At 66.5% G+C, this 19,624-nt stretch carries 18 protein-coding genes and 1 pseudogene; 4 read left to right on the top strand and 15 right to left on the bottom strand.

Features of this window, described 5'->3' with window-relative positions; translation table 11 throughout:
* Positions 1-2 precede the first annotated feature (2 nt).
* The 7 genes from murB to QO259_RS07430 form a co-directional block, all read right to left on the bottom strand.
* Positions 3-1,034: a UDP-N-acetylmuramate dehydrogenase gene (murB, locus tag QO259_RS07460; protein WP_285952350.1), complete on the bottom strand. Its 1,032-nt coding sequence runs from the start codon at positions 1,032-1,034 to the stop codon at positions 3-5.
* Entirely contained in the window at positions 1,027-1,530 is a 504-nt protein-coding gene (locus QO259_RS07455) for a low molecular weight protein-tyrosine-phosphatase (protein WP_285952349.1), read from the bottom strand. Before QO259_RS07455 ends, murB begins: the two co-directional genes overlap by 8 nt.
* Positions 1,523-2,299, bottom strand: a complete 777-nt coding sequence (kdsB, locus tag QO259_RS07450) for a 3-deoxy-manno-octulosonate cytidylyltransferase (RefSeq protein ID WP_285952348.1) — start codon at positions 2,297-2,299, stop codon at positions 1,523-1,525. Before kdsB ends, QO259_RS07455 begins: the two co-directional genes overlap by 8 nt.
* Positions 2,296-2,496 carry a Trm112 family protein gene (locus QO259_RS07445; RefSeq protein WP_285952347.1) on the bottom strand — a complete coding sequence of 67 codons (201 nt, stop codon included), beginning with the start codon at positions 2,494-2,496 and terminating at the stop codon, positions 2,296-2,298. Before QO259_RS07445 ends, kdsB begins: the two co-directional genes overlap by 4 nt.
* A gap of 121 nt (positions 2,497-2,617) precedes the next feature.
* Entirely contained in the window at positions 2,618-3,634 is a 1,017-nt protein-coding gene (gene lpxK, locus QO259_RS07440) for a tetraacyldisaccharide 4'-kinase (protein ID WP_285952346.1), read from the bottom strand.
* Positions 3,631-5,370, bottom strand: coding sequence for a lipid A export permease/ATP-binding protein MsbA (gene msbA / locus QO259_RS07435; RefSeq protein ID WP_285952345.1), 1,740 nt, complete (start codon positions 5,368-5,370; stop codon positions 3,631-3,633). Before msbA ends, lpxK begins: the two co-directional genes overlap by 4 nt.
* 124 nt (positions 5,371-5,494) lie before the next feature.
* Positions 5,495-7,849 carry a DNA internalization-related competence protein ComEC/Rec2 gene (locus QO259_RS07430; protein ID WP_285952344.1) on the bottom strand — a complete coding sequence of 785 codons (2,355 nt, stop codon included), beginning with the start codon at positions 7,847-7,849 and terminating at the stop codon, positions 5,495-5,497.
* A gap of 103 nt (positions 7,850-7,952) precedes the next feature.
* Here QO259_RS07430 and QO259_RS07425 point away from each other — a divergent pair, with 103 nt between their 5' ends.
* Complete coding sequence (locus QO259_RS07425) at positions 7,953-8,483, top strand: DUF2062 domain-containing protein (protein WP_285952343.1); 531 nt, start codon at positions 7,953-7,955, stop codon at positions 8,481-8,483.
* A 114-nt stretch (positions 8,484-8,597) separates the two neighbouring features.
* Here the strand turns inward: QO259_RS07425 and QO259_RS07420 are convergent.
* A pseudogene (locus QO259_RS07420) lies at positions 8,598-9,316 on the bottom strand (ABC transporter ATP-binding protein).
* The gene (locus QO259_RS07415; RefSeq protein ID WP_035474546.1) at positions 9,309-10,550 is read right to left on the bottom strand and encodes a lipoprotein-releasing ABC transporter permease subunit; all 1,242 of its coding nucleotides are present in this window, start codon (positions 10,548-10,550) and stop codon (positions 9,309-9,311) included. The pseudogene QO259_RS07420 and the gene QO259_RS07415 overlap by 8 nt, the downstream one beginning before the upstream one ends.
* A 284-nt stretch (positions 10,551-10,834) precedes the next feature.
* Between QO259_RS07415 and QO259_RS07410 the strand changes: the two genes are divergently transcribed.
* From QO259_RS07410 to QO259_RS07400, 3 genes are all read left to right on the top strand, one after another.
* Positions 10,835-11,896: an agmatine deiminase family protein gene (locus QO259_RS07410; RefSeq protein WP_285952342.1), complete on the top strand. Its 1,062-nt coding sequence runs from the start codon at positions 10,835-10,837 to the stop codon at positions 11,894-11,896.
* Positions 11,897-11,983: 87 nt separating this feature from the next.
* Positions 11,984-12,883, top strand: coding sequence for a carbon-nitrogen hydrolase (locus tag QO259_RS07405; RefSeq protein ID WP_285952341.1), 900 nt, complete (start codon positions 11,984-11,986; stop codon positions 12,881-12,883).
* Positions 12,884-13,147: 264 nt separating this feature from the next.
* Positions 13,148-14,107: a DNA replication terminus site-binding protein gene (locus QO259_RS07400; protein ID WP_285952340.1), complete on the top strand. Its 960-nt coding sequence runs from the start codon at positions 13,148-13,150 to the stop codon at positions 14,105-14,107.
* Between the two features lie 22 nt (positions 14,108-14,129).
* On the opposite strand, the gene sthA is transcribed toward QO259_RS07400, so the two are convergent.
* The 6 genes from sthA to QO259_RS07370 form a co-directional block, all read right to left on the bottom strand.
* Positions 14,130-15,521: a Si-specific NAD(P)(+) transhydrogenase gene (gene sthA / locus QO259_RS07395; protein ID WP_106420335.1), complete on the bottom strand. Its 1,392-nt coding sequence runs from the start codon at positions 15,519-15,521 to the stop codon at positions 14,130-14,132.
* A gap of 220 nt (positions 15,522-15,741) precedes the next feature.
* Complete coding sequence (gene nqrM / locus QO259_RS07390) at positions 15,742-15,999, bottom strand: (Na+)-NQR maturation NqrM (protein WP_035474538.1); 258 nt, start codon at positions 15,997-15,999, stop codon at positions 15,742-15,744.
* Positions 15,996-17,066, bottom strand: a complete 1,071-nt coding sequence (locus QO259_RS07385; protein WP_285952339.1) for an FAD:protein FMN transferase — start codon at positions 17,064-17,066, stop codon at positions 15,996-15,998. Before QO259_RS07385 ends, nqrM begins: the two co-directional genes overlap by 4 nt.
* Positions 17,063-18,295, bottom strand: coding sequence for an NADH:ubiquinone reductase (Na(+)-transporting) subunit F (nqrF, locus tag QO259_RS07380; protein WP_285952338.1), 1,233 nt, complete (start codon positions 18,293-18,295; stop codon positions 17,063-17,065). Before nqrF ends, QO259_RS07385 begins: the two co-directional genes overlap by 4 nt.
* A gap of 34 nt (positions 18,296-18,329) precedes the next feature.
* Entirely contained in the window at positions 18,330-18,950 is a 621-nt protein-coding gene (gene nqrE, locus QO259_RS07375; protein WP_035474533.1) for an NADH:ubiquinone reductase (Na(+)-transporting) subunit E, read from the bottom strand.
* On the bottom strand, positions 18,943-19,623 hold the full coding sequence (locus QO259_RS07370) for an NADH:ubiquinone reductase (Na(+)-transporting) subunit D (RefSeq protein ID WP_035474531.1): 681 nt from the start codon (positions 19,621-19,623) through the stop codon (positions 18,943-18,945). The genes nqrE and QO259_RS07370 overlap by 8 nt, the downstream gene beginning before the upstream one ends.
* Position 19,624: the final 1 nt, after the last annotated feature.

Raw genomic sequence — 19,624 nt, 5'->3', positions numbered from 1 at the left:
CGCTAGGCTTCGGACTCGTGGACCTGGCGCGGCTCCCGCTCCAGAGTGATACCGAAAGTGTCGTGAACACGCTCGGCGATCGCCGCGGCGAACGTCAACAGCCCGGCGAGATCGCCACCGCCGAAATGCACCAGCACCAGCGCCTGGCGCTCGTGCACGCCGAAAGCGCCCTGCCGCCACCCCTTCAGGCCACAGCGTTCGATCAACCAGCCTGCGGCCAGCTTGACCCGACCATCGGGCTGCGGATAGCGCGGTAGCTCGGGGTAGCGCTGCGTCAACTGCGCTGCGCGCGACGCGCAGACCACGGGGTTCTTGAAGAAACTACCCGCGTTGGGTAGCTCCCGCGGGTCGGGCAGCTTTTCACGGCGGATGGCGCAGATGGCTGAGAAGATCTCCTGCAGATCCGGACGCTTCGACACACGCTCGGCGAGCACACCGTAACCCAACTGCGGTCGCGGGAGGCGCGAAAGGCGCAGCGCCAGCCGGGTGATCACGACCTGATTGGCCAACTCGCGCTTGAACACGCTGTCACGGTAACCGAGCGCGCAGGATGCGGACGTCAACCGATGGCACTCGCCGTCGCGGCGATCGACGAACTCCACCCAGAGCAGCACATCACTGAGCTCGACGCCATAGGCGCCAATATTCTGGATCGGCGCGGCCCCGACAAGACCGGGGATCAGCGCCAGATTCTCGATCCCCCACAGCCCGCGCTCGACGCACGCCGTCACCAGCGCGTGCCAGCCGACACCAGCCCCCACCTCGACCACCACGCTGTCGCCCTCACCCGGGGTGAAGACGATATCGGGCAGCTCGAGCACCAGCGTCAGGCCGGCGAGATGCGCCGGGAGCAGCAGATTACTCCCCCCACCCAGCACGCTCAGGGGCCAATCATTGGCATTGGCCAGACGCAGCGCCACGGCGACCGCGGCACTATCCCGTGCGCACCAAAAGCGCTCGGCGATACATGGCAGTGCCATCGTGTTGGCACGACTGAGATCGCGCGCGTATTCCAGCGCCTCAGGCTCACGCATGGGGCGCCGCCGACAAGCGCTGGGCAAGGCTCTCGGCCAGGCAGGCCACCGCTGCCTCGATCCGCTCGATAGCGAACGTGAAGCCGGTATCACCGCCATAGTAGGGGTCGGGCACATCGCTCTCGGGCTCGCCGAGGTAGGACAGCAGCCGCACGACCCGCGCTCGACTCGCAGCCGGCGCCAGCATCAGCGCCTGTTCGAGATTGTCACCATCCATGACCAGGATCTCGTCGAAGCGCTCGAAATCCTCGCGCACCAGCTGACGGGCGCGCAGCCCGCTGAGGTCGATACCCCGCTCCCGTGCCACGCGCTGGGCGCGCAGATCCGGAGGCTGCCCCACGTGCCAGGCCCCGGTGCCGCAGGAGTCGACCGCGATGCGCGCACTCAGACCCAGCCGCATCAGGCGCTGGCGCAGCATGCCTTCGGCAGTCGGTGAGCGGCAGATGTTACCCAGGCAAACGAAGAGCACCCGATAACTCGGCTCACGTTCAGCCATGCAGCCCCCGTGTTGTGAAGTGCTCGCGCACCCGCTCCAGATCCTCTTGGGTGTCGACACCGCCGGGATAGGGTGAGGTGACGTCGGCAACCTGGATCAGATGGCCATGCTGCAGCGCGCGCAGCTGCTCGAGCTGCTCGAGCTGCTCCAGCGGCGCCGGCGACCAGGTCATGTACTCGGCGAGAAAGCCGGCGCGATAGGCGTAGAGCCCGATATGCCGGCGCCAGGCGTCGGTCTCCAGCAGCGTCGGCGGCTGAGTCTTCCAGGCGTTGCGGTCCCACGGGATCGGCGCGCGCGAGAAATAGAGAGCCCGGCCGCTGAAATCGGTGATCACCTTGACCACGTTGGGATTGAACAGCGTCTCCACATCGTGGATGGGCTCGGCCAGGGTGGCGATCGACGCGCGCGAATCGGCTGCCAGACGCTGCGCCACCAGGTCGATGGCCGCGGCCGGCAGCAGCGGCTCATCGCCCTGCACGTTGACCACCAGGGTATCGGCCGCCAGCGCCAACGCCTCGGCGACCTCGGCCAGGCGATCGGTCCCGGAGGGGTGATCGCCGCGGGTCATCACGACCTCGGCGCCGAACGCCCGTGCCGCAGTCTCGATCCGCGCATCATCGGTGGCGATCACGATCCGTGAAGCACGGCTCTCACCGGCGCGCTGCCACACATGCTGCACCATCGGCAGGCCGGCGATCTCCATCAGCGGCTTGCCGGGCAGACGGCTCGACCCGTAGCGGGCCGGAATGACGACGACGAATTCACTCATGGTGTCGGCGCCACCTTGCCGAGCTTCTCCTCGGTGCTCATCACCCGGGCCTCGCTCTCCAGCATCACCGGGATGCCGTCACGGATCGGATAGGCCAGCCCGCTGACCGAGCTCTTGAGTTCGTTGCGTTCGCGGTCGAAGGTCAACTCGCTGTGGCTGACGGGACAGATCAGCATCGCTATCAGTTCCTTGTCCATGGTCTCTCCTCGTGGCGATTCAGGGCGGACAGAGGTCCGTCCGCGATATCTCTCTGGTGGCCGGCGTCTTTCGTTCGCTGTCTTTCTTCGTCTTCGCTGGGAAACAACACCGGCGTGGCGATCAGGTTGGCTGGCGCCACTGCTCGACGCGCGCTGCCCACCACCGTTCGAAGCCGGCATCCGGCGCGGCGATCACATCCAGCACCCAGCAGCGCTCGTCGGCGAAGTCGCGACACTTGACCCCATCCTTGGCCGTCATCACGATCGGCCGATCGCCGGCAGGCAGGTCGGCGGCGCTGAAGGCGTGGTGATCGGCGAAGCGCCGGGCGCGGTGAACCACGCCCAGCGCTGTCAGCGTGTCGAAGAAGCGCTGCGGATGGCCGATCCCCGCCAGCGCCTCCACCGGCCCAGCGGTGGCGAACGGCGGCGTCTCGATCGGCCGGGTCGCGCCGCTGAGCAGATGGCGCCAGGCGCGTGGACGCACCTGCATGACGAAGCGCGGCACCCCGGGTGCGTCGTTCTCGCGCAGCGGATCGAGCCCACCGTTACCGATCAGCGCATCGACCGCCGCCAGGCGCTCCAGGGGCTCACGCAGGGGTCCGCGTGGCAAGCAGTGACGATTGCCGAAACCGCGCTGGCCATCGACCACCGCGATCTCGAGTGTCCGCCCCAGGGCGTAATGCTGCAAGCCGTCGTCCGCCAGCAGCACGTCGCAGCCACGCGCCTCGATCAGCGCCTGGGCGGCGCGCGGGCGGCGCGGGTCGACCGCCACCGCGACCCCACTCTGCTGTGCCAGCATCAGCGGTTCGTCTCCGCTGTGCGCCACCGGTGTCTCGGCGTCGACCAGCAGCGGATAGCCCGGCGCCTTGCCACCATAGCCGCGCGAGACGATTCCCGGACGCCAGCCACGGGCCACCAGCCACTCCGCCAGCCAGGCCACCAACGGCGACTTGCCGGTGCCACCCACGCTCAGATTGCCCACCACCACCAGCGGTACCGGCGGCTGCCAGACCTCGCGCCGCCCCTGGCGATAAGCCGTGCGGCGGCGACTCACGGCGCCGCGGTAGAGTGCCTCGAGTGGCTGGAGCAGCGGCAGCCAGGGGGCCCCCTGGTACCAGGCGCGCTCGAGTGGCGTCACGTCTGCTCCTGGAACTGCAGCCGATAGAGCGAAGCGTAAGCGCCCTCCTGGGCCAGCAGCTCGGCGTGGGTGCCGCTCTCGATCAGCTCGCCCTGCTCCATCACCACGATACGATCGGCACGCTCGATGGTCGACAGGCGGTGGGCGATGACGAAGGTGGTGCGCCCCTGGCAGACCGTCTCCAGCGCCTGCTGGATATAGCGCTCGGACTCGGTATCCAGCGCCGAGGTCGCCTCGTCGAGAATCAGTATCGGCGCATCCTTGAAGATCGCACGGGCGATCGCCAGGCGCTGGCGCTGGCCGCCGGAGAGCATGACGCCGTTGTCGCCGACCAGCGTGTCGTAGCCCTGCGGCAGGCGCTCGATGAACTCATGCGCATAGGCAGCCTTGGCGCTGGCGATCACCGATTCTCTCGATGCCTCGGGCGCGCCGTAGGCGATGTTCTCGGCGATCGTGGTATTGAACAGCGTCACCTGTTGCGAGACCAGGGCGATCTGCTGGCGCAGTGGCGAAAGCTGGTATTCCTGAATGTCGATGTCGTCGATCAGAATGCGCCCGGCGGTGGGCCGATAGAAGCGCGGCAGCAGGCTCATCAGGGTCGACTTGCCGCTGCCCGAGCGTCCGACGATGGCCACCATCCGCCCCGCCGGCACTTCCAGGTCGATGCCCTTGAGCACCTCGGGCTGTCCCTCGGCATAGGCGAAGCGCACGCCCTCGAACCGTACCTGGCCGGTCAGCCGATGCGGCTCGCGCTGGCCTTCGTCGACCTCGGTCGGCTGCTCGAGCAGGCCGAACAGCTCCTGGGAGGCAGAAAGCCCTTTCTGGATGATGCTGTTGACGTCGGTGAGCGAGCGAATCGGCTTGGCCATCAGCGACGCGGCGGTGATGAAGGCGACGAACTCACCGGGGGTCATGGCATTCATCAGTTCGGGCGCCATGGCCAGCCATACCAGACCCGCCAGCGCCAGCGCCACCAGTAGTTGAATCACCGGGGTGCTGGTGGCCTTGGTCATCGCCTCCTTGATGCTCTGCTCGCGGTTGTAGTTGCTCGCCGCCTCGAAGCGTTGCTTCTCGTAGGCTTCGGCGCCGTGAGTACGCACCACGCGATAGCCGGTCAGCGCCTCGGAAGCGACATGCGTGACATCCCCCATCGAATTCTGGATGCGCCGAGAGATACGCCGAAAACGTTTACTGGTGTAACGCACCACCAGCCCGATCAGCGGCGTCACCGCCATGAAGATTAGTGTCAGCAGCCAGTTGGTCCACAGCAGGTAGCCGATCAGGCCGATGACGAAGAGCCCTTCGCGCAGGATGACGGTGATGGCGTTGGTTGCAGCACCAGTGACCTGCTCGACGTGATAGGTCACGCGCGAGATCAGATGGCCGCTGGAGTGCATGTCGAAGAAACGCCCCGGCAGATGCAGCATATGGTTGAAGACGTTGCAGCGCAGCTTGTGCACCACGTTACGTGCCACGTTGCTCATGTAGTAGGTGCCGAGGAAGGTGCCCACACCCCGCGCGGCGAACATCAGCACCACGAACAGCGGCAGAAAGTAGCGGAAGTCGGCATCGGGATGCTGGATACCGTCGATCAGCCGCTTCATCATCTCCGCCAGCGCGGTGCTGGAAGCCGCATAGATGGCGTAGCCCACCACCGCCAGCGCGAAGGAGCGCCACTCCGAGTGCACATAGGTGAGAAGACGTCGATAGAGCGCCCAACTGGAAGCTTGTGACACGGTGACTCCGTTCGACTGGATAAAAAGCGTCGAGCCCGCGGCCGCGCGGGCTCGACGAGCGGCCGGGCCGGTGCCGACGCGAGGCGATAAACCATCAGGCCAGCGACACGCGCCGCGGGCGCATTCAGGGGCTGGATTCTACCCCAACATCCCCGGCGTCGACAGTCGCCCGGCGCGACCAGCCCGGATGGCGCTGGGTCTCGACCTCGATACCGCTCGCGCTCAGCACGAGGCGCACCGCGCCGTCGTAGGCGGTGTTCCAGACGCGGCTACCCGCCGCCAGGAAGCGTGCCACCACCGCCGGTTTGGGGTGGCCAAAAGGGTTGTGGCGGCCACTGCTGAAGACCACCTCGCGCGGACGCGTCGCCGCTACGAAGCTCGGCGCCGAACTGGTGGCGCTGCCGTGGTGACCGGCCACGAGCACATCGATACGCCCCGTGCCCAGCTGCGGCAAGAGCTGCTGGCGCTCGATGGTGACCCCGGCGTCACCCGTGATCAGCACCCGCCGCGAGCCGAGCGTGACCAGCAGCACGCAGGAGCGGTCGTTGCGCGACAACGCCGCTGCCCCCCGCGGCGGCGACAGGAACCGCCAGGTGGCGCCATCCGCACGCCAGGTCTCTCCCGCGACGCACGGCCGCGATGGCAGGCCAAGCGTGTTTCCCCGCGGTGCCCACCAGCGGTCCACCCGGTGGTCCGCCCGCAAACCCGGCACCCCACCCGAGTGGTCGCGATCACTGTGGCTCACCACCACCGCATCGAAGCGCTGACCCGGCGGCCATAGCAGCGTCAACGGCATGAAGCCGGAGCCGAACCGCGGCCCGGTATCCACCAGCACGCGCTGGTGACGAGTGCGCAGTTCGACCAGTTGCCCCTGACCGACATCGTAGACCGTCACCACCAGCGTACCCGGTGGCAATAGCGGCACGCGCAGCAGGGCCACGCTCACCAGCAGCAGCGCGCTGAACCAGACCCGCAGCCTGAAGGCGACGCCCGGCAGCAGCCAGAGCAGTGCCCATAGCAGTAGCGCCAAGGCCAGCGGCCAGTGCCACCACGCCGCCGGCTGCCACAGCGGTACGACCTGAGCACTCCAGGCCAGCGCCGCGGCCACGCCCCGGGCCAGCAGGTCGAACGGCGCCCATACCCAGCCGGCCAGCGTGGGCCAGGCCACCCAGAGCCAGCCGCAGAAGCCCAGCGGCACCATCAGACTGCCCACCACGGGCACCGCCAGCAGATTGATCAACGGCGCCGCCGGCGCCAGCCGGCCGAAGGCGAGCAGAACCGCCGCCGCCATCACCGGCGCCAGCAGCCACTGGGTGCGCAGCAGCGCCAGGCACCAGCCGCGTGCCCCACGCGGGCGTGGCCGCCCCGCCCAGGCCAGAATCAGCACCGCCACCGCCGTGAACGAGAGCCAGACACCCGGACGCCACGGCGCCATGGGGTCAGCGAACACCACCAGCGCCAGAGCCAGCCACCACGCCTGCCACCAGCCCGGGGCATGGCGCCCACTGGCCACCCATAGACCGATCGCGGTCATCAGCGCGGCTCGCAGCGTCGGCGGTGCAAAACCGGCAAGACCGGCGTAGGCGAACGCCATCAGCGCCGCCCCCACCCACGGCCACGCGACCAGCCGCCAGTCACGGGGGGCGAACCAGCGAGCCAGGCGTCGCAACAGCCACAGCATCAGCGTCGCCACCATGCCCACGTGAAGGCCCGAGATCACCATCAGATGGGTGGTGCCGGAGGCGTTGAGCAACTCCCAGTCGGCGGCCGTCAGGCCATCAGCGGCCCCCAGCGTCAGCGCCGCCAACCAGCGCTTGCCGAGCGCGCTCATCGGCACCTTGGCCAGACGTTCGAGCGCCGCCCGGCGCAGCGAGAAAGGCGCCGGCGCCAGACGCCGCGCCGTCTCCTCAGCGCGCACGTAGCCCAGGGCGTGGATATGCTCCCGACGCAGCCAGGCGGCGTAATCGAAAGTATCCGGATTGGCAAAACCCAGCGGCGGACGCAGACGCGCCGTCAGCGCCCAGCGCTCCCCCGCAGCCAGAGCGTTGTCGGCATACCAGGAGAGGCGCACCTGCCCCAACGGCGGGCAGGCGACATGCTGCGCCAGCGCCTCGCACCGGGTGACTTGCAGCGCGAAGCGAGTTCGCCAGTCATCGCGCTCGAGATTCTCGACCACACCCTGAAGGCGAAACTCTTGCCCCGCCAGCGCCTCGGGTAGTCGACCCGCCCGGTCATGGGCAAGCATCAGCGCGCACCAGGCGGCCATCAGCAGACACAGCCCCCCACCCATGAGGCTCCAGGCTCCGCTGCGCCCCACCACCCGCACGCAGACCGCACCTAACAGCAGCGCCACACCCAGCAGCGCCAGCCCCACCCCGGTCGCCGCGGGCAGCGCCTCGCCGGCCAGGGCGCCAGCGATCGCCGCCAGCGCCAGCGGCATCGCCAGACCCGGCCGGCACACCCACCAGCGCGCTGTCATTGCCCGCAGGCGCCGGCCGGCGCCGGGGAAAGGCCGCTACAACACATGGCGAGCCCTCGACGTTGTATGGATAATGGTCGCTTCTCGTCCAGCGAGCGGTCTCATGTCTCGTCGATGGTTACAACGCTACATCCCCAGTCAGGAGAGACTGCAGCGCACGCGCTCGCTGCGCTTCATGCACCACATGCTGGGCGACCCGGCACTGTGGATCCTGTCCCGACGGAGTGTCGGCAACGCCTGTATGGTCGGCTGCTTCTCGGCCATGCTGCCGATTCCGTTCCAGATGGTGCTGGCAGCCTTCGGTGCCTACTGCTTCCGGGGCAACCTGCCGCTCTCGGTGAGCCTGGTATGGATGACCAACCCGCTGACCATGCCGGTGGTGTTCTACTTCAACTATCGCGTCGGGGCCTGGGTCATGGACTACCCGGCCCGCCAGGTGCCCGAGCATATCAGCACCGCCTGGATCGCCGGACAGATGGCACATATCGTGGTGCCGCTGTTCGTCGGCTCGCTGCTGGTCGGGCTGGTGCTGGCGCTTTCGAGCAATCTACTGGTACGCCTGATCTGGCGCTGGCAGATCGCGCGCAGCTGGCGCCGCCGGGCACGTCGTCGCGCCCGGCGCCAGCGCCACTGAGTATGGCGCCCACCGCACCCACCGATACCTCACGCCACCCCAAAACGACACCGCCCTGAACGATTGATCGTCCAGGGCGGCGCGTCTCTTTAGCCGGGATGGCTGGTGGCGATGTCAGGCAGGGGTCAGGCGTCCCTTGTCGAGACGCAGCTTGCGATGCTGATGATCGGCGACCGCCGGATCGTGGGTGACCACCACGAAGGCACACTCGGTGCTCGAGGCGAGCTCATCCATCAGGGCGAGGATGTTGGACGCGGTGGTCTGGTCCAGGTTGCCGGTGGGCTCGTCCATCAGCACCAGACTGGGGTCGGTGACCAGCGCTCGCGCGATCGCCACGCGCTGGCGCTCGCCGCCGGAGAGCTCGCCGGGCTTGTGATCCCCGCGCGGTGCCATACCCACCCGGGTCAGCAGTTCGAGCGAACGCTTCAACGCTATCTTGCGCGACTGCCCGCGGATGATCAGCGGCAGCGCCACGTTCTCGGCGGCGGTGAACTCCGCCAGCAGATGGTGGAACTGATAGACGAAGCCGACATAGCGATTGCGGAAACGCCCCAGCGCCGCCTCGCCGAATCCCGCCAGCGACCGTCCGCCGATCACCACCTCGCCACCGCTGGGGCGGTCGAGCCCCCCAGCAGATTGAGCAGCGTGGTCTTGCCCGAGCCCGAGCTGCCCACCACCGCCACGCGCTCACCCGCCGCGACCTGCAGATCGAGATGATCGAGCACGGTGATGTCCTGCGGCCCTTCACTGTAGACCCGGGTCAACTGGCGACAATCCAGCATCGGCTCGCCGCGCGGCGCCCCCGAGGAGCGGTCGATGGATACATCACTCATAGCGCAGCACCTCCGCGGGCTGGATTCGGGCCGCCCGCCAGGCGGGATAGAGCGTCGAGATGAAGGTCAGCACGAACGCGCTGGAGACGATCACCCAGACATCGTCCCACTCCAGTCGCGATGGCAGATAGCTGATGAAATAGACGTTGGGGTCGAGGAACTGGATACCGGTCACCGATTGGAACCAGGCGATGATATCGGACACGCTCAGCGCCAGCGCGATGCCCGCGACCACCCCGAGCACGATGCCGATGATGCCAATCGCCAGGCCCTGGACCACGAAGATGCCCATGATCGAGCGCGGCGTCGCGCCAATGGTGCGCAGGATGGCGATATCGGCGTGCTTGTCGGTGACCACCATCACCAGCGTCGAGACGATATTGAACGCCGCCACGGCCACGATCACCATCAGCAGCAGGCCGATCATATGCTTCTCCATCTGGATCGCCTGGAACAGATTGCCGTGGGTGTAGGTCCAGTCCAGACCGCGGTAGCCGGCCCCTAGAGAGCTGACGATATCGCGGGTCACAGGGCCGGCCTTGAACAGATCGTCGAGTTCCAGACGCAGGCCATCGACCTTGTCGCCGAGACGCGCCAGCGCCTGCATGTCCTCGATATTGGCGTAGGCCAGATTGGCGTCGAGATCGGCCCCGACCTTGAAGATGCCGCTGACGGTGAAGCGCTTGAGCCGTGGGAACACGCCGCCTGGGGTGATCGACGCTTCCGGCACCAGCAGCGTCACGCGGTCGCCGACCCCCACGCCCAGATTGCGCGCCAGCAGGTCGCCCAGGATCACGTTCCAACTGCCCGGCGTCAGATCGTCGAGGGAGCCTGCCTGCATGTGCTGGCCGATGATCGACACCTTGCGCTCGTATTCGGGCTGTATACCGGTCACCAGCGCCCCCTGGGTGCGCCCGGCGGCGGAGAACATGCCCTGCTGCTGCACGTAGGGCGCTACCGCGACGACGTCACGATGCTGGCTCACTCGCTCGGCCAGCGCCTTCCAGTCGCGCATGCCGCCCTGCTGCTCGATGCGCGAATGCGGCACCATGCCCAGCACCCGGGTGCGCAGCTCGTGATCGAAACCGTTCATCACCGAGAGCACCAGAATGAGCACCGCCACACCCAGGGCCAGGCCCAGCATCGAGGTCAGCGAAATGAAGGAAATGAAGTGGTTCCGGCGCTTGGCCCGCACATATCGCAGGCCCACCAGAAAGGGTAAACGGTCGAGCATCAGGTTGGCTTCCTTGTCAGCAGCGCCTCATGTTACGGGTTTTGATGCGCCCCGCAAACGCTGGATAGGCGTCGCAATCACGCATCATGACCGGCCGCGTGCGATGACTTGTCCGGTAACCGTAAAAGGCTAGACTAGCGACCAGGACTGAGACGCTGCCAGCCCGCCCGCGGTTCCCCAAGCGCGCCGCCAAATCGCGCTTGCATCACGCCGGGCAAGTCCTAAAATGCCGCGTCCCCCGGCATCCTTGCCATCACTCGCCGCCGCGCGCCATGGAGACCGCCTTGACCCTGCGCCTGCTTCCGGAGTGGCATCTCCAGGATGCCGTGCAACTGACCTGGCCCACGCCTACCAGCGATTGGGCACCGCAGCTCGACACCATCGAAGCGACGCTGGAGGCGATGGTAGTGGCGATCGCGCGCTATCAGCCGGTGCTGGTGTGCGTCCACGACGCTGCCCAGTGCGAGCGCCTGACGCAGCGCTTCGACGCCCTCGGTGTCGCGCCCGGGCGGCGCGCCCTGGTCATCGCCGACAGCGACGACACCTGGGCCCGCGATCATGGCCCGATCGCGGTCTCCCGCGATGGCGCGATCACCCTGCTCGACTACGTCTTCACCGGCTGGGGCGGCAAGTTCGAAGCGGCACGCGACGATCGGCTCAGCCGCGCGCTGGCTGCCCAAGGCGTGTTTCAGGCACCGCTCGAGAGCCAGGATCTGGTGCTCGAAGGCGGCGCCATCGACAGCGACGGCGAGGGCACGCTGCTGACCACCAGCGCCTGCCTGCTCAATCCCAACCGCAACCCGCACCTCGATCGCGATGCGGTCGAGACGCGTCTATGCCGGGATCTCGGCGCTACGCGGGTGCTATGGCTGGCGCATGGCCATCTCGAGGGTGACGACACCGATAGTCATATCGACACCCTGGCGCGCTTCTGCGATGCGGCGAGCATCGCCTACGTGCGCTGCGACGACCCCAGCGACCCGCACTACGCCGAGCTCGCCGCCATGGAGCATGAGATCAAGGCGCTGCGCCGCGAGGATGGCTCGCCCTATCGGCTGTTCGCGCTCCCCTGGCCCAAGCCCTGCCACGACCCCGACGACGGGCATCGTCTGCCGGCCACCTACGCCAACTTCCTGATCATCAACGGCGCGGTGCTGGTACCGACCTACGGCGACGCGGCCGACTTCCGCGCTCTGGAAGTGCTGAAGGCAGCCTTCCCCGACCGCGACCTGATTCCGATCGACTGTCGCGCCGTGATCCGCCAGCATGGCAGCCTGCACTGCCTGACCATGCAGTTGCCACGCGGGTCGCTCGCGCCCACGCTGTTGGCAGCAGACGCCGACTGAATCCGGCGTCGATCAACCGCGCTTCAGCGCTATCGCCATGCGCTCATGGCACCACATCGTCACCACGTCCCACCACAAGGAGGGAGCATGTCGAAGACACTCAAGGTCGGCCTGGTTCAACAGCAGGCGTGGCCCGACAAGCAGCAGAGCCTCGCCGCCAGCACCGCGGGTGTGCGCGAGCTCGCCGCACAGGGCGCCGAGCTGGTGCTGCTGCAGGAGCTGCACGCCACGCACTACTTCTGTCAGTGCGAGGACGCGGAGCTGTTCGATCTGGCCGAACCGCTGGACGGCCCCACCTCCCAGGCGCTGGCGGAGCTTGCGCGCGAGCTCGATATCGTCATCGTCGGCTCGATCTTCGAGCGCCGCGCCGCCGGGGTCTATCACAACACCGCGGTGGTGATGGATCGCGCCAAGGGCCGCGTGGGCCACTATCGCAAGATGCATATCCCCGACGATCCGGGCTTCTACGAAAAATTCTATTTCACCCCCGGCGACGGCGACGAGCGCCAGGGCTTCGAGCCGATCGACACCTCGGTGGGTCGCCTCGGCGTGCTGGTGTGCTGGGATCAGTGGTATCCGGAAGCCGCGCGCCTGATGGCGCTGGCGGGCGCCGACCTGCTGCTCTACCCCACGGCGATCGGCTGGCATCCGCCGGATGACCAGGCCGAGAAACAGCGCCAGAAGGATGCCTGGACCCTGATCCAGCGCGCCCACGGCGTGGCCAACGGCCTGCCGGTGGTGGTCGCCAACAGGGTCGGGCATGAGCCGGATCTGGCCAAGGTGAGCGACGGCATCGACTTCTGGGGCGGCAGCTTCATCTGCGGCCCGCAGGGCGAACTGTTCGCCCACGCCGGCGAGGAGAGCGAAAATCTCCTGGTCGAGCTGGACATGCGCCGCAGCGAACACGTGCGCCGCATGTGGCCCTACCTGCGCGATCGGCGAGTCGACGCCTACGGCGACCTGACCAAGCGCTATCGCGACCGCTGAACCAGCGCGTGTAATAACGGCCGGCCGTGCTTGCGTCACGGCCGGCCGGCGCCCGCCCGGTTGACGGTATCACCCGTTCACTGCACCACGCGGGTCTCGTCTCGAGAGCCCATGCTTTCGCCGCCGGAGCGCTTCCTCGTTTTCGGTGCCCAGATACACACCGCCCACCTGCCAACGCCCCCATGTCCGTCGATTCGCTACCAAGCCGTTAGACAGGCGTCCAGATAACGGTATAAATTGATTCAAACCGTCGTGGAGGCGATCATGGAACTGCAATACCGGCTGCTGGCCGAGCTGGAATCCGACTTCGACGAGCTGATCGCCGCCACCGATCGGCTCGCCAACACCTACACCGAAGCGCCGACGCCCGCCTGGGCGCTGGGCGACGCCCCCGTCGACGCGGCCTGGCTGCGCCGCGCGCTGACCGACTTCTGGTACCAGGACGGTCAGGATGGGCGCGAGACGCGTAACTATATCGGGCTGATCGTCGCCGGCCCCGAACTGATGAGTGCCGTCGAGACGGTCAACGCCGCCAAGGCGCGCTTCGCTGCCACTCTCAAGCACATCCGCGAAGCCGCGCCGCGGCTGGTACCCGAAATCAAGGCGGTACTGCCCTTTCGCCATCCAGCGCTGCACGACCATCTGCGCGGCCAGGGGCTGGCGCGGCTGCACCTCAAGCAGTGCTGGCGCCAGCTGCCGATCGCCGACGCCCCGCTCTCCCGGGTACGTCTGGCGTGGTATACCAGCGGGCGCTCGATCAAACGCTTGAGCGTGGCCGAGGCCGAGGCGCGGCTGGCGCGCATGGATAACGCCGGCGCCCATATCCGCATCCAACTGCGCAAGCTGGGCGATATTCCCAGCGACGAGCCGCTGGCGCAGATCCAGAATCAGGCCCCCGTGATGCGCGCCAACCTGTTCTTCCGCGAGGCGCTGGCGGATGGCCGTCAGCGACGCGCCATGAACCTGCCGCTGCCGCTGTTCATCCCCGACCCGGCTCTTCGGCTACCCGACCATAACGCCCCGCCGCTGCAGCCGCCGGCGAGCCGCACCCGAGCCAAGCGTTCGGACCAGCGCCTGGAGGACTACCCCTTCCTGCCCAGCCTGCGGGTCTACCGCTACCGCAATCCGGCACTGCAGCTGGCCGAAGCGCGCGAGCGGCAGGCACGCGACAGCGCCGCGCAAGAGTTAGAAACGCCAGCGCCCGGCGACGAGGCCGGGCGCTGAGGAAGACCATTGGCCACCCGCGTCAGAACAGCCGGTTGAGCCCGTTCTGCGCGGCGATGCGGTAGGCCTCGGCCATGGTGGGATAGTTGAAGGTGGTATTGATGAAGTAGCGCAGGGTATTGGCCTCACCCTGCTGCTGCATGATCGCCTGACCGATGTGCACGATCTCGGAGGCCTGGTCACCGAAGCAGTGGATGCCCAGGATCGCCAGGGTCTCACGATGGAACAGGATCTTGAGCATGCCGGCGGTGTCGCCGGTGATCTGCGCCCGCGCGGTATCCTTGAAGAACGCCTGGGCCACCTCGTAGGGCACCTTGGCCTCGGTCAGCTCGCGCTCGGTCTTGCCCACCGAGCTGATCTCCGGGATGGTGTAGATGCCGGTAGGAATGTCATCGACGAAGCGGAAATCGCCGCCCAGGAACTCGTCACTGGCGTTGCGTCCCTGGTCGTAGGCGGCGCTGGCCAGGCTCGGCCAGCCGATCACATCGCCCACCGCGTAGATGTGCGGGATCGCGGTGCGATAGTGGTCGTCGACCTGTAGCTGGCCACGGCCGTTGGGCTCGAGGCCGATCGTTTCCAGCCCCAGTTCGTCGGTGTTGCCAGTACGCCCGTTGGCCCACAGGAAGGCGTCGGCGCGCAGCCGCTTGCCCGATTCGAGATTGACCACCACACCCGACTCGTCGCCCTCGACGCTGCGGTACTCCTCGTTGTGACGGATCAGCACGCCGTTATTGCGCAGCTCGTAGGAGAGCGCGTCGCTGATCTCGTCATCCAGGAACGACAGCAGCCGCTCGCGGGTATCGATCAGATCGACCTTGACCCCGAGCCCCGAGAAGATCGAGGCGTACTCGGAGCCGATCACCCCGGCGCCGTAGATGATCAGCGTGCGCGGCGTGTGCGACAGGCCCAGCACGGTGTCCGAACAGTAGATACGCGGATGGCGGAAGTTGACGTCCGCCGGCCGATACGGGCGCGAGCCGGTAGCGATCACGAACTGGCGTGCGCTCAGCTCTTCGACCCCCTCGTGGTTGTCACGCACCACCACGGTATTTTCGTCACGGAAGCGCGCGGTGCCGAAGAACAGGTCGATGCGGTTGCGCGAATAGAACTTGGTGCGCAGTTCGACCTGCTGGTCGATGGTGACCCGCGAGCGCTCGAGCACCTTGGGAAACGAGAACCAGCGCGGTTCGCCGATATCGCGGAACATGCGGTTGGTGTTGAACTGCATGATCTGCTTGACCTGATGCCGCAGCGCCTTGGAGGGGATCGTGCCCCAGTGGGTGCAGTTCCCGCCTACCGACGACTGTCGCTCGACCACCGCGACCCGCTGGCCGTGCTTGGCCGCATTGATGGCGGCACTCTCCCCGGCGGGGCCCGACCCGATCACGACGACATCGTAGTTGTAGACTGCCATGGGTTTCGCCTGCTCCTTGACTTGGCTGATTCTGAAGATGGTGGGCAAAAACGCCGGTGCGGTCGTCATCGCGACCGCACCGGACCGCCAGTCGGCGGGTAGCTACTCTCAGTGCAGAGCCCAAGGGCCCCTTTCCCCCGCTAGACGAAGTGGGCTCATCGGGGGCTGGGCATCAGAGGCTTTGGAAACAAGCGCCAAGACCGCCACACGGCACGCCGGCTCAACGCTTGACGGCGTCGTAGCCGAGATCGGCACCGCGGTTCTCGTCGCTGCGCCGGCGCGCGCCGACCGCGTTCTTGCGGCTCTCTTCCTCGCACACCTGGTCGTTGCCGCCGCAGATCTCACAGCCATTCTTCAACCCCAGGGTATTGAGCCCCCCGCAGGAACCGCTGATCGGCTTGCGCCCCAGGATGACTCCGATCGCCATGCCGGCGACCAGCAGCAGCATGAGCGCGAAAGCCAGAATCCAGATCGTCATGATTGCGTCTCCTCATCGGTGTCCGCGAGATAAGCCTGAAAGGCGTCGGACGCCCGCGTCTCGAACCCATCGGCCGTCTTGACCACCAGATAGACCGCGAGCTTCTCCCGCTGAGCCATCTCGAGGCCCGCCTCGGGACCGAGCACATCGACCGCCGTGGCCAGGGCGTCCGCGGTCATGCAGTCGGCGGCGATGACCGTCACCGACACCAGATGATGCTTGATCGGCCGTCCGGTGCGCGGATCGATGGTGTGTGAATAGCGCTCGCCGTCGTCCTCGAAGTAGTTGCGATAGTCCCCCGAGGTGGCGACGGCGGCGGCGTCGAGTTCAATGATACGCTGCACGCTGCGCTCGTACGAGAGCGGCTTTTCCACCGCGATCCGCCACGGCTCGCCGTTGGGCTTGTCGCCATGGGTGCGGATCTCGCCGCCGACCTCGACCAGATAGCGCTCCACCCCGGCGGCCTCGAGCGCCCTGGCCGCCTGATCGACACCATACCCCTTGGCGATCCCCGAAAGATCGACATAGACCGGCTTGGTCTTGGTCAGGGTGTTGCCATCGAGCTTCAGCGCGCGGTAGTCCACCGCCTCCAGCGCCTGAGCGATCTGGGCATCGTCCGGCACCCGGTCGGGATGCTTGTCGGGGCCGAACCCCCACAGGTTGACCGCACTGCCCACGGTGACATCGAAGGCGCCATCGGAAAGCTTGCCGATGCGGATCGCCTCGCGGATCACCGCCGCCGTCTGCGGCGACAGCGTGAAGGGTTCGCCCACCGGCGCGCGGTTGAAGCGCGACAGCTCCGAGTCGGGCTTGTAGGTCGACATCAACTGATCGACCTGCTCGAGCGCCGCCTTGACCGAGCTTTCGATCTTTGCCAGCTGGGCGTCGTCGTAATCGCCGTAGAAGGTGATATGAAAGCCGGTGCCGTAGATCGGCCCCTCGAGCCGATAGGCCTGCGCTTCACGCTGGCACCCGGCCAGCGCCACGGCCATCGCCATGACCAACGACAGCAGGGCCAACCCCCGAAGGATTGGCCCTGCCATCTTGCGCGTGGGTCGCGGCGTCATCCGCCGAAATCATCCAGCATGATGTTCTCGGGCTCGACCCCGAGGTCGGTGAGCATCTTGATCACCGAGGCGTTCATCATCGGCGGCCCACACATGTAGTACTCGCAGTCCTCCGGCGCCGGATGGTCCTTGAGATAGTTCTCGTAGAGAACATTGTGGATGAACCCGGTCGGGCCTTCCCAGTTGTCCTCCGGCAGCGGATCGGAGAGCGCCAGATGCCAGTCGAAGTTGTCGAACTCCTCGGCCAGCTGGTCGTACTCTTCGTTGTAGAACGTCTCGCGCCAGGAGCGTGCGCCGTACCAGAACGACATCTTGCGCTTGGACTTGAGGCGCTTGAGCTGGTCGAAGATATGGCTGCGCATCGGCGCCATGCCGGCACCACCGCCGATGAAGACCATCTCGGCGTCGGTGTCCTTGGCGAAGAACTCGCCGAACGGCCCCATCACCGTGACCTTGTCACCCGGCTTGAGACTGAACACGTAGGTCGACATCAGCCCCGGCGGATGGCTCGACTTGGGCGGCGGCGTGGCGATACGGATATTGAACTTGAGAATACCCTTCTCTTCCGGATAGTTCGCCATCGAGTAGGCGCGAATGACCTCCTCGTCGTTCTTGTGCGAGATGTCGAACAGTCCGAACTTCTCCCAGTCGCCCCGGTACTCCTTCTCGATATCGAAGTCGGAGAACTTGACGTCGTAGGGCGGCGCTACCAGCTGCACGTAGCCGCCGGCGCGGAAGGCCACTTCCTCGCCCTCCGGCAGCTTGAGGTTGAGCTCCTTGATGAAGGTGGCGACGTTGGGGTTCTCGATGACCTCGCACTCCCACTTCTTCACCCCGAAGACCTCGTCGGGAACCCGGATCTTCATGTCCTGCTTCACCGGCACCTGACACGAGAGACGCCAGCCCTCGTTCTTCTCGCGCATGGTGAAGTGCGACTCCTCGGTGGGCAGGATCGAGCCGCCGCCCTCCTGGACCCGGCACTTGCACTGGGCGCAGGTGCCGCCGCCGCCGCACGCCGACGACAGGAAGATGCCATTGGCGGCCAGCGTCTGCAGCAGCTTGCCGCCGGCCTGGGTGGTCACGGTGTTGTCGGGATCGCCATTGATCTCGATCGCCACGTCGCCGCTGCTCACCAGCCGCGAGCGCGCGGCCAGGATCACCGCGACCAGACCCAGCACGATCACGGTGAACATGACGACGCCGAGCACGATGATAGATGTATCGACCATGTCGGTTTCCTATTTGCCTAGATTGCGTTGGGCGTCAGAGCTGGATGCCGGAGAAGGACATGAAGCCCAGCGACATCAGACCGGCCGTGATGAAGGTGATGCCGAGGCCCTGCAGGCTTGCCGGCACGTCACTGTACTTGAGCTTCTCACGGATACCCGCCAGCGCCATGATCGCCAGCGCCCAGCCGGCGCCGGCGCCAGCGCCGTAGATCACCGACTCGCCGAAGGTGTAGTCACGCTGCACCATGAACAGCGACGCCCCCATGATGGCGCAGTTGACCGTGATCAGCGGCAGGAAGACCCCCAGCGCGTTGTAGAGCGCCGGCACGAACTTGTCGAGGAACATCTCGAGGATCTGCACGATCGCTGCGATCACACCGATGTAGCTCAGAAGCCCCAGGAAGCTGAGGTCGATCTTGTCGGCGCCGGGAATGCCGGTCCAGCTCAGCGCGCCCGCCTTGAGCAGATAGTTGAGGATCAGGTTGTTCATCGGCACTGTGATGGTGAGGACCACCACCACGGCGATGCCCAGACCGATGGCCGAAGAGATCTTCTTCGACACGGCAAGGAAGGTACACATGCCGAGGAAGAAGGCCAGCGCCATGTTCTCGACGAAGACCGCCTTCACGAACAGGCTAACGTAGTGCTCAAACATTGGCGGTCTCCTTGATCTTGGCCTTGCTGTTGGCAACGATGCGGTATTCGGTCTTCTCGACCTGCTCCGGGTTGAACCAGCGCAGCACCCAGATGAACAGGCCGATGACGAAGAACGCCGACGGCGGCAGCAGCATCAGGCCGTTGGGAACGTACCAGCCGCCGTTCTGCACCGTCGGCAGCACGGTCAGGCCGAACACGCTGCCCGACCCCAGCAGCTCACGCACGAAGCCGACGATCAGCAGGATCACGGCGTAGCCGAGGCCGTTGCCGACCCCATCCAGGAAGCTCATCACCGGGCCATTTTGCATGGCATAGGCCTCGGCACGGCCCATGACGATACAGTTGGTGATGATTAGGCCGACGAACACCGACAGCTGCTTGGACATGTCATAGGCGTAGGCGCGCAGCACCTGGTCGACCACGATCACCAGCGAGGCGATGATCGTCATCTGCACGATGATACGGATCGACGACGGGATATGGCTGCGGATCAGCGAGACGAACAGGTTCGAGAACGCGGTCACCGCGATCACCGCCAGCCCCATGACCAGCGATACGCTCATCGAGTTGGTCACCGCCAGTGCCGAACAGATCCCCAGCACCTGAAGCGCGATGGGGTTGTTCTTGAACACCGGCGAGAGAACGACGTCTCTTACGGAGTCTTTGGCCATG

The organism is Salinicola sp. JS01 (genome assembly GCF_030284585.1).
In the GTDB taxonomy this organism is placed as follows: domain Bacteria; phylum Pseudomonadota; class Gammaproteobacteria; order Pseudomonadales; family Halomonadaceae; genus Salinicola.
This window is presented reverse-complemented; position numbering and strand designations above follow the sequence as displayed.

Coding starts and splice junctions, on each gene's coding strand:
- nqrM (WP_035474538.1), bottom strand. CDS start 15,999: ATGACGATCTGGATTCTGGCTTTCGCGCTCATGCTGCTGCTGGTCGCC.
- kdsB (WP_285952348.1), bottom strand. CDS start 2,299: ATGAGTGAATTCGTCGTCGTCATTCCGGCCCGCTACGGGTCGAGCCGT.
- QO259_RS07415 (WP_035474546.1), bottom strand. CDS start 10,550: ATGCTCGACCGTTTACCCTTTCTGGTGGGCCTGCGATATGTGCGGGCC.
- sthA (WP_106420335.1), bottom strand. CDS start 15,521: ATGGCAGTCTACAACTACGATGTCGTCGTGATCGGGTCGGGCCCCGCC.
- QO259_RS07385 (WP_285952339.1), bottom strand. CDS start 17,066: ATGACGCCGCGACCCACGCGCAAGATGGCAGGGCCAATCCTTCGGGGG.
- QO259_RS07430 (WP_285952344.1), bottom strand. CDS start 7,849: ATGACAGCGCGCTGGTGGGTGTGCCGGCCGGGTCTGGCGATGCCGCTG.
- QO259_RS07405 (WP_285952341.1), top strand. CDS start 11,984: ATGTCGAAGACACTCAAGGTCGGCCTGGTTCAACAGCAGGCGTGGCCC.
- QO259_RS07370 (WP_035474531.1), bottom strand. CDS start 19,623: ATGGCCAAAGACTCCGTAAGAGACGTCGTTCTCTCGCCGGTGTTCAAG.
- nqrF (WP_285952338.1), bottom strand. CDS start 18,295: ATGGTCGATACATCTATCATCGTGCTCGGCGTCGTCATGTTCACCGTG.
- murB (WP_285952350.1), bottom strand. CDS start 1,034: ATGCGTGAGCCTGAGGCGCTGGAATACGCGCGCGATCTCAGTCGTGCC.
- QO259_RS07455 (WP_285952349.1), bottom strand. CDS start 1,530: ATGGCTGAACGTGAGCCGAGTTATCGGGTGCTCTTCGTTTGCCTGGGT.
- nqrE (WP_035474533.1), bottom strand. CDS start 18,950: ATGTTTGAGCACTACGTTAGCCTGTTCGTGAAGGCGGTCTTCGTCGAG.
- QO259_RS07400 (WP_285952340.1), top strand. CDS start 13,148: ATGGAACTGCAATACCGGCTGCTGGCCGAGCTGGAATCCGACTTCGAC.
- QO259_RS07445 (WP_285952347.1), bottom strand. CDS start 2,496: ATGGACAAGGAACTGATAGCGATGCTGATCTGTCCCGTCAGCCACAGC.
- QO259_RS07425 (WP_285952343.1), top strand. CDS start 7,953: ATGTCTCGTCGATGGTTACAACGCTACATCCCCAGTCAGGAGAGACTG.